General features: G+C 67.4%; 10 protein-coding genes. All 10 read left to right on the top strand.

What is annotated here, in order from left to right:
- Nucleotides 1–5: 5 nt before the first annotated feature.
- The 10 genes from rpoZ (at nucleotide 6) to V7067_RS13110 (ending at nucleotide 8674) form a co-directional block, all read left to right on the top strand.
- Nucleotides 6–389 (top strand): DNA-directed RNA polymerase subunit omega, encoded by a 384-nt coding sequence (gene rpoZ, locus V7067_RS13155; RefSeq protein ID WP_334176358.1) that lies wholly within the window; start codon nucleotides 6–8, stop codon nucleotides 387–389.
- Between the two features lie 337 nt (nucleotides 390–726).
- Nucleotides 727–2886 carry a bifunctional (p)ppGpp synthetase/guanosine-3',5'-bis(diphosphate) 3'-pyrophosphohydrolase gene (locus V7067_RS13150; protein ID WP_334176356.1) on the top strand — a complete coding sequence of 720 codons (2160 nt, stop codon included), beginning with the start codon at nucleotides 727–729 and terminating at the stop codon, nucleotides 2884–2886.
- Between the two features lie 35 nt (nucleotides 2887–2921).
- On the top strand, nucleotides 2922–3503 hold the full coding sequence (pyrE, locus tag V7067_RS13145; protein WP_334176357.1) for an orotate phosphoribosyltransferase: 582 nt from the start codon (nucleotides 2922–2924) through the stop codon (nucleotides 3501–3503).
- A gap of 17 nt (nucleotides 3504–3520) precedes the next feature.
- On the top strand, nucleotides 3521–4249 hold the full coding sequence (locus V7067_RS13140) for a DUF2062 domain-containing protein (RefSeq protein ID WP_334176355.1): 729 nt from the start codon (nucleotides 3521–3523) through the stop codon (nucleotides 4247–4249).
- The gene (acpS, locus tag V7067_RS13135) at nucleotides 4246–4659 is read left to right on the top strand and encodes a holo-ACP synthase (protein WP_334176354.1); all 414 of its coding nucleotides are present in this window, start codon (nucleotides 4246–4248) and stop codon (nucleotides 4657–4659) included. Before V7067_RS13140 ends, acpS begins: the two co-directional genes overlap by 4 nt.
- A gap of 164 nt (nucleotides 4660–4823) precedes the next feature.
- Nucleotides 4824–5570: a signal peptidase I gene (gene lepB / locus V7067_RS13130; RefSeq protein ID WP_334176353.1), complete on the top strand. Its 747-nt coding sequence runs from the start codon at nucleotides 4824–4826 to the stop codon at nucleotides 5568–5570.
- Complete coding sequence (gene rnc / locus V7067_RS13125; RefSeq protein WP_334176352.1) at nucleotides 5567–6286, top strand: ribonuclease III; 720 nt, start codon at nucleotides 5567–5569, stop codon at nucleotides 6284–6286. The genes lepB and rnc overlap by 4 nt, the downstream gene beginning before the upstream one ends.
- A complete protein-coding gene (gene era, locus V7067_RS13120) occupies nucleotides 6276–7214 on the top strand; it encodes a GTPase Era (protein WP_334176351.1) in 939 nt (312 codons plus the stop codon). The genes rnc and era overlap by 11 nt, the downstream gene beginning before the upstream one ends.
- A gap of 25 nt (nucleotides 7215–7239) precedes the next feature.
- Nucleotides 7240–8001: a DNA repair protein RecO gene (gene recO / locus V7067_RS13115; protein WP_334176350.1), complete on the top strand. Its 762-nt coding sequence runs from the start codon at nucleotides 7240–7242 to the stop codon at nucleotides 7999–8001.
- 67 nt (nucleotides 8002–8068) lie between these two features.
- A complete protein-coding gene (locus V7067_RS13110) occupies nucleotides 8069–8674 on the top strand; it encodes a hypothetical protein (RefSeq protein WP_334176349.1) in 606 nt (201 codons plus the stop codon).
- Nucleotides 8675–8866 lie beyond the last annotated feature (192 nt).

The raw sequence follows: 8866 nt of genomic DNA, 5'->3' as shown, positions 1-8866 counted from the left end.
AACCGATGGCCCGTGTGACCGTCGAGGATTGTATCGACAAGGTCGACAATCGGTTCGAGCTGGTTCTCCTCGCCAGCCACCGCTCGCGCATGATTTCGAGCGGTTCGCCCCTGACGATCGACCGTGATAACGACAAGAATCCCGTCGTCGCGCTGCGTGAAATCGCCGACGAAATGGTGCAGCCGGATGATCTTAAGGAAGATCTGATCCACTCGCTGCAGAAATATGTTGAAGTCGACGAGCCGGAAGCCGAAGTCGTGCCGCTGGTGGCCTCTTCTGCTGCGGAAAGCGATGACGATTCCGATCCGTCGTTCGACCGTATTTCCGAAGAAGACCTCCTGAAGGCGCTGGAAGGACTGGTGCCGCCGGAAAAAACCGAGGAAATCTGAGGCCGGGGCCGCGGCCATCCCTGTCCGGGTGGCCGCGAATCGGGCATTGCTGAACCTCTGCGGGCGCGCCGGCCCTGCCGGTGGCTGCTTTCTGCGGAGGCTTGCGTGTGCCTTGCCCGGCCCGGACCCTGTCCGGCACGGGGCCCCGTTCTGCATGGGGCCCGGTCTGGCACAGGCCCGGTCTGGCATGCCGGTTCGGTTTTCTTTGCTGAGAGGAATGCGGCCGTAAGCGCGGGCCGGGAAGCGCCCGGTGCCCGCCGGCCGGCCGGGTCCGCCCCGTTTCCTCAGGTCTTTGCGGGTGCGGGCGGGGCGGGGCTTCCGGAGGGGCGCTTGAGGCATGATGCGGCAATATGAACTCGTCGAGCGGGTCACGCGCTACAACCCGAATGCCGACGAGGCGCTGCTGAACAAGGCGTATGTCTACGCCATGCAGAAGCACGGCGCGCAGAAGCGTGCCTCCGGCGATCCCTACATTTCCCATCCGCTGGAAGTGGCCGCCATCCTCACCGGCATGCGGCTCGACGATGCCACCATCGCCGTTGCCCTGCTGCACGACACCATCGAGGATACCGACGCCACCCGCGCCGAAATCGACCAGATGTTCGGCGAGGAGATCGGCAAGCTCGTCGACGGCCTGACCAAGATCAAGCGGCTCGATCTCATCACCCGCAAGGCCAAGCAGGCGGAGAACTTCCGCAAGCTGCTGCTTGCGGTGGCCGATGACGTGCGCGTGCTGCTCGTCAAGCTCGCCGACCGGCTGCACAACATGCGCACGCTGCATTTCGTGCCCGTGGACAAGCGCCGCCGCATCGCCGAAGAAACGATGGATATCTATGCCCCGCTGGCCGGGCGCATGGGCATGCAGGCGATGCGCGAGGAGCTGGAGGAGCTGTCCTTCCGCAACCTCAACCCGGAGGCGGCCGCCACCATCGCCGAACGGCTGGAGGCGCTGTCGAAGCGCAACGAAGGCCTGATCGGCGAGATCGAGGCGGACCTGACGCGCCGTCTCGCCGAGCATGGTCTGCAAGCGGAAGTGAAGGGGCGGCAGAAGCGGCCCTATTCGATCTTCTCCAAGATGCAGCGCAAGTCCGTGGCCTTCGAGCAGCTGTCGGACATCTACGGCTTCCGCATTCTCGTGCCGGAGGTGGAGGACTGCTACGCCGCTCTGGGCGTGGTGCACACCACCTGGCCGAGCGTGCCGGGCCGCTTCAAGGACTATATCTCCACCCCGAAGCAGAACGATTACCGCTCGCTTCACACCACCGTGGTCGGCCCCTCGCGCCAGCGCGTGGAACTGCAGATCCGCACGCCGGAAATGCACCGGCTGGCCGAATACGGCATTGCCGCCCATGCCCTCTATAAGGATGGCAAGACGGGCGGGCGCAATATCACCAAGGTGACCGAGGAAAGCCGCGCCTATGAATGGCTGCGGCGCACCATCGACCTTCTCAGCGAGGGCGATACCCCGGAAGAATTCCTTGAGAACACCAAGCTGGAGCTGTTCCACGATCAGGTGTTCTGCTTCACCCCCAAGGGCCGGCTGATTGCCCTGCCGCGCGGGGCGACGCCGATCGATTTTGCCTATGCGGTGCACACCGATGTCGGCAACACCTGCGTCGGCTGCAAGATCAACGGCCGGGTGATGCCGCTGATGACGACGCTGGCAAACGGCGACGAGGTGGAAATCGTGCGCTCCAAGGCGCAGACGCCGCCGGCGGCGTGGGAGCAGATCGCCATCACCGGCAAGGCGCGGGCGGCCATCCGCCGGGCCACGCGCGAGGCGGTGCGGCGCCAGTATGGCGGCCTTGGGCGGCACATTCTGGAGCGGGCGTTCGAGCGCGCCGACCGTGCGCTGTCGGCCGACCTTCTGGAAGGGGCGGTCTCCCGCCTCGGCCATTCCAACATGGCGGACCTGCTGGCCGCCGTCGGGCGCGGCGAGGCCAATTCCGACGATGTGCTGAAGGCGATCTACCCGGATTATCAGACGCCGGGCGAGGCGGCCGGGCGGGTGGCGGCGAAGGCGGCGACGGGCGACAGCGAGAAAACCTCGCTGCCCATCCGCGGGCTTGAGGGCGACCTGCCGGTGCGCTTTGCCCCCGATGGCGGCGCCGTGCCGGGCGACCGCATCGTCGGCATCCTGACGCCGGGCGAGGGCGTGACCATCTATCCGATCCAGTCGCCGAGCCTGAAGGCGTTCGACGACGAGCCGGACCGCTGGGTGGACGTGCGCTGGGAGATCGATCCCGCCTCCAGCGAGCGTTTTCCGGCCCGCATGATGGTTTCTGCCATCAACGAGCCCGGATCGCTGGCCAATATCGCCCGCGCTGTCGGCGAGACGCTGGGCAACATCGACAATATCAAGATGATGCGCAAAGGCTCCGATGCCCACGACATGATGATCGATCTTGAGGTGTTCGACCTGAAGCACCTCAACCGCATCATCTCGCAGGTGCGCGGGCTGCCGACCGTGACCAACGTCGTGCGCGTCAACGGCTGACCGGACGAAACAACAAGAGACAGATGACCATGGGCATGACGCGCGATGAGGTTCTCTCCGTCTTCCGGTCCTGCGGGGCGATTCTGGAGGGGCATTTCATCCTGAGTTCCGGCCTGCGCAGCCCGGTGTTCCTGCAGAAGGCGCGGGTGTTCATGCATCCGGCGGCCACGGAAACGCTGTGCCGGGCGCTGGCGGAGCGCATCCGCGCCGAGGTGCCGGGTCCGGTCGACTATCTCGTCGGCCCGGCTGTCGGCGGCATCATTCCGGCCTACGAGACTGCCCGCCATCTGGGCGTGCCGGCGGTTTGGGTGGAGCGCGAGGACGGCAGGTTCCGCCTGCGCCGCTTCGAGGTGGAGAAGGGCGCCCGCGTCGTCATCGTCGAGGATATCGTGACCACCGGCCTTTCCATCCGCGAGACGGTGGAGGCGGTGCGCGCCATCGGGCTTGAGGTGGCGGCGGCCGCCTGCCTTATCGACCGCTCGGCCGGCAAGGCCGATGTGGGCGTGCCGCTGGTGGCGCTGGCCCAATACGAGGTGCCGGCCTATCCGGCCGATGCGCTGCCGCCGGAACTGGCCGCCCTGCCGGCGGTCAAGCCCGGCAGCCGCGGTCTGGTCTGAGCGGGTAAGGGGGCACCTTGCTGTTCCGCCGCCGCCATCCGCTGACATGGCAGCAGCGCGCGCGCGTCGCCCTCTGGCCGGCGCGCTCGTGGCGCCGGTCGTTCTATTATATGGCGAAGCGCATCCTGCGCCTGCGCGCCACGCCGCATGCCATTGCGGTGGGCACGGCGGCGGGGGTGTTCATTTCGTGCACGCCGCTGCTGGGACTGCACATTCTGCTGGCTTCCGCCATCACATGGGCGCTCGGCGGCAACGTGATTGCCGCGGTGCTGGCCACGTGGTTCGGCAATCCGATCACCTTTCCCATCATCTGGGCTTCCACCTGGCAGCTCGGGCGGTGGATCCTCGAATATGGCTTCGGGCGGGCCCCGGACCTCAGCGGCTTCCATCCCGCCGATCTGGCCGCCCGGCTCACGACCTATTCGCTGCGCGATGTGTGGCCGGTCATCGAACCGATGCTGGTCGGCTCGCTGCCGATCGGGCTCGCCTGCGCGTTCACGGCCTATGCGGCGACGCGGTTTGCCGTCAACGTCTTCCGCCGGCGGCAGGAGGAGCGGCTGGCGCTGAAGCGCGAGGCGGCCTCCGCACAGGTGCGGGCGGAACTGCGCCAGGAACAGAAGGAAGCGGCCGCCGCGCGCGCGCCGGACGACCATGCATCCGGCGACCATGCTTCCGGCGATGCTGCATCCGTCGCGCATGGATCGGGGCGGCCGGCGGTTGCCGGGGGCGGGGAGGGCCGGTCATGATCATCGGTATCGGGTCGGACCTCATCGACATCCGCCGCATCGAGGCAACGCTGGCGCGCTTCGGCACCCGCTTTACGGACCGGGTGTTCACGACCGTGGAGCAGGCGAAGTCCGATGGCCGAACGCTGCGGGCGGCCTCCTATGCCAAGCGCTGGGCGGCCAAGGAGGCGTGTTCCAAGGCGCTGGGCACCGGGCTGCGCATGGGTGTGGCGTGGCGCGAGATGGGCGTCGTCAACCGGCCGAGCGGGCAGCCGACCATGGTGCTCACCGGCGGGGCGGCGGAACGGCTTGCGGCGATGACGCCGCCGGGCTTCGTGGCCCGCATCGACCTGACCATGACCGACGATGCACCGCTGGCGCAGGCCTTCGTCGTTATCAGTGCGTGGCCGCAGGACTGGCCCCGGCGCTGAAGGGGCCTTTCCCTTGGCCTGCAAAGCGCGCTAGAGCATTAACCGGCTGGCCGCGGTGCCAGAAACACCCGGGCACAGGCCCGAAAGCCCGCCCGGTGGCGGGGCCATTTTCTGACAGGGCGGACTTCAGGGCCGTGACGCAACAAAAACCGGCGAGTGGACCGTTGGCAACGCAGAAGACGGAAACAAAGGGCGGGCTCTGGGATACCGCCAAGATCGTGCTGCAGGCGCTTGTGCTGGCGCTGGTGGTGCGGACATTCCTGTTCCAGCCGTTCAACATCCCGTCCGGCTCGATGATGGATACGCTGCTGATCGGCGATTACATCTTCGTGTCGAAATATTCCTACGGCTTCAGCCGCTACTCGTTCCCCTTCGGCATCGTGCCGTTCGAGGGGCGGGTGCTGGCCTCGGAGCCGCAGCGCGGCGACGTGGTGGTCTTCAAACTGCCGACCGACAATTCCACCGACTACATCAAGCGCGTCATCGGCCTGCCCGGCGACCGCATTCAGATGCGCGACGGCGTGCTCTACATCAACGATGTCGCGGTGCCGAAGGTGGCGGACGGCTTCTTCGAGGATCGCGACCAGTTCGGCATCGAACGGCAGATCCCGCGCTTCCGCGAGACGCTGCCCAACGGCGTCAGTTACGATGTGCTGGACCTCGATCCCAACGGATCGTGGGACAACACGCAGGTCTATGTCGTGCCGCCCGGCCATTATTTCATGATGGGCGACAATCGCGACAACTCCTCCGACAGCCGCGTTCTGGACCATGTCGGCTATGTGCCGTTCGAGAATCTGGTCGGCAAGGCGCGGATGATCTTCTTCTCCATCGACGGCGATCAGGGCGCCTGGCAGGTCTGGAAATGGCCGACCGACGTGCGCTGGGGCCGGATTTTCAAGCTGCTATGATTCAGTTGCAGGAACGCCGGCTGGCGGCGCTGGAAAAGGCCCTTGGCCACCACTTCTCCGACCGCCGGCTCATCACCCGGGCGCTGACGCACCCGAGTGCGGTTGCCGGCCACAATGCCGTGGCCGAAAGCTATCAGAGGCTGGAATTCCTCGGCGACCGCGTGCTGGGGCTGGCGGTGGCGGAAATGCTGCATGCCACCTACACGACCGCCGACGAGGGCGATCTGGCGCGCCGGCTGAACCAGCTCGTGCGGCGCGAGACGTGCGCCGAGGTCGCCATCGAACTGGGCCTCGATCAGGCGATGCTGGTGGGCACCGGCGAGGCGCAGGGCGGCGGGCGGCGCAAGGTCGCCATTCTGGGCGATGTCTGCGAAGCGGTGCTGGCCGCGCTCTATCTCGACGCCGGCTTCGAGGCGGCGCGGGCCGCCGTGCAGCGGCTGTGGGGCGCGCGCATGCGCGAGGCGGTGAAGGCCCCGCGCGATGCCAAGACCACGCTGCAGGAATGGGCGCAGGGCCGCGGCCTGCCCACGCCGGTCTATCAGGCGGTCGGGCGCAGCGGCCCGGATCATGCCCCGGTGTTCACCATTCTGGTGTCGCTGGAAGGGCTGGCCCCGGCGGAGGGGCGCGGCAAATCGAAACGCGAGGCCGAGCAGGTGGCGGCAACCGCCCTTCTGGTGCGCGAAGGAATCTGGTCGGAGGACAACCATGGCGGCTGACGACACCAACCTGCCGGCCGGCGAGGGCGCCCCGGCGGACCCGCGCTGCGGCTTCGTGGCGCTGATCGGCGCGCCGAATGCGGGCAAGTCCACCCTGCTCAATGCGCTGGTGGGGGCGAAGGTCTCCATCGTCACCCACAAGGTGCAGACCACCCGCGCGCTGGTGCGCGGCATTGCGCTGAAGGACGAGGCGCAGATCATCTTCGTCGACACGCCCGGCATCTTCCGGCCGCGCCGGCGGCTCGACCGCGCCATGGTCACCACGGCGTGGGGCGGGGCCAAGGATGCCGATCTGGTCGGGGTGCTGGTCGATTCGCGCAAGGGCATCGACGAGGAAGTCGAGGCGATCCTGAAGACGCTGGACGAAGTGCGCCAGCCGAAGGTGCTGATCCTGACCAAGATCGATCTGGTGCGCCGCGACACCCTGCTGGAACTGGCGCAGGCACTGAACGAACAGGCGAAGTTCGAGCGCACCTTCATGATTTCCTCTGTCACCGGCAGCGGTGTCGGGGATGTGCTCGATTATTTCGCTGCCAGCGTGCAGCCGGGGCCCTGGCTCTATCCCGAAGACCAGATCTCCGATCTGCCGATGCGCCAGCTTGCCGCCGAGATCACGCGCGAGAAGATGATGCTGCGGCTGCACGAGGAGCTGCCCTACGCCTCCACGGTCGAAACCGAGCAGTGGAAGGAGCTGAAGGACGGCGCGGTGCGCATCGAGCAGACGATTTTCGTGGAGCGCGAGAGCCAGAAGAAGATCGTGCTCGGCAAGGGCGGGCAGGCCATCAAGGCAATCTCGCAGGCCTCGCGCACGGAAATTCAGGCGATTCTGGAGCGGCCGGTTCATCTGTTCCTGTTCGTGAAGGTGCGCGACAGCTGGTCGGACGATCCGGAACGCTATCGCGAGATGGGGCTGGAATTCCCCGACTGAGCGTCGTTTCGCGAGGGGCGGGCCGATGGAGTGGCGCGACGAGGGCATCGTGCTGAGGGTGCGCCCGACCGGCGAAAGCGCGGCGGTGGTGGACCTGATGACGGCGGCCCACGGCCGCCACGCCGGGCTGGTGCGCTCTGCCCGCTCGCGGCGGATGCAGCCGGTGCTGCAGCCCGGCAACACGGTCGACTGCGTATGGCGCGCCCGGCTCGACGAGCAGCTCGGGCTCTACCGCATCGAGCCGCTGGTCTCCCGCGCTGCCGCGCTCATGGAAAGCGCGGTGGCCAGCTTTGCCGCCGCCACGCTGACCGCCCACATGGCGCGGTTGCCGGAGCGCGATCCCCACCCCGCGCTCTACCAGCTCTTTGCGCTGGTGATGGACCATGTCAGCGATCCGGCACTGGCCGGGCCGCTGCTGGTGCGCTTCGAACTCGCCTTTCTGGAAGAACAGGGCTTCGGGCTGGACCTCGTGCGCTGTGCCGTGACCGGCGCGGAGGAGGGGCTTACCCATGTGTCGCCGCGCACCGGCCGGGCGGTGTGCCGGCAGGCGGCGGAACCGTGGCTGGACCGGCTGCTGCCGCTGCCGCGTTTTCTCACCGATTCCGGCATGAACCGCCCGCCCGATGCCGACGACGTGGCCGAGGGGCTGCAGCTGACCGGCCATTTTCTGCGGCTGCACATGGCGGGCGAGCGCGACGAAGGCCTGCCGGAGGCCCGCAGCCTGTTTCTGTCGGCCCTGCGCCGCGCCGAAGCGGCCGGCGGCGGACCGGGCCGCGGCGATTTCTGAAACGCCGCTGGCTCCCGCCCGGCCACCTGCTATGCTCGCAGCCCTTGGCCAACGGGGAGAACGGGGCATGACGGGCAGGTTTTCGGCAAGCGGACTTCTGGCGACAGGCGTGCTTCTGGCAGCGGGTGCGCTGGCAGGCAGCGCCGTGCCGGGAAGCAGTGCGCAGGCGGCCACCCGTCCGGTCTGCACCGAGAATGCCGATTATCTCGTCGTCGAGCTGCCGCACCGCGACAGCTTGGGCAACAGCTACATCGTGCGCGACAAGACCGCCGGCCAGTCGCCGGTCTGTTCGACCCGCGCGGCGAAGGGCGATTTCGTGGTCGGCCGGCAGAAGGGCGACGATGCCGATCCCTTCTTTCTGCTCCGGCTGGAAGGCCCGTATCTGCTGATCGATTCCGGCACCGGACCGGACCGCGATCTCGTGATTTACGACCTGAAGGCCCGCAAGGCGGTCTATTCCGGCGGCTATTCGGATGAGGACATCCGCTTCGGGGCCGGCCAGGCGGTGTTCTGGGCCATGAGTAGCGAGACGGCGACCAAGAAGACCTGCCCGAAGATCGCCTCCATCACGAAGAACGGGCTGACGCCGACGATCGAGACCGAGACGACGTTCGATTATGCCACCGGCGCGGTTACGCCCGGCACGGCGAAACGATGCGTCGCCACCCAGTGAGGCCGCCGGGCGTGTGATGGCTGCAACGGTGCCGGCGGCGTGTTTGCCGCGCAGGCAGCCGGTTCTTGCCGTTGTCGCAGCCGCGCCTTATCCCCGAAGACATGGCAAAAGATCTGATTCCGTCCGGCGGTTCCATCGAACCGGTCGATCTGCGCGAGGCGCTCGAAGAGCGCTACCTCGCCTATGCGCTGT

Source organism: Pseudoxanthobacter sp., from assembly GCF_036822375.1.
GTDB lineage: Bacteria > Pseudomonadota > Alphaproteobacteria > Rhizobiales > Segnochrobactraceae > Pseudoxanthobacter.
Note: the sequence above shows the minus strand (reverse complement) of the source record. Positions and strands in the feature narration are given on the sequence as shown.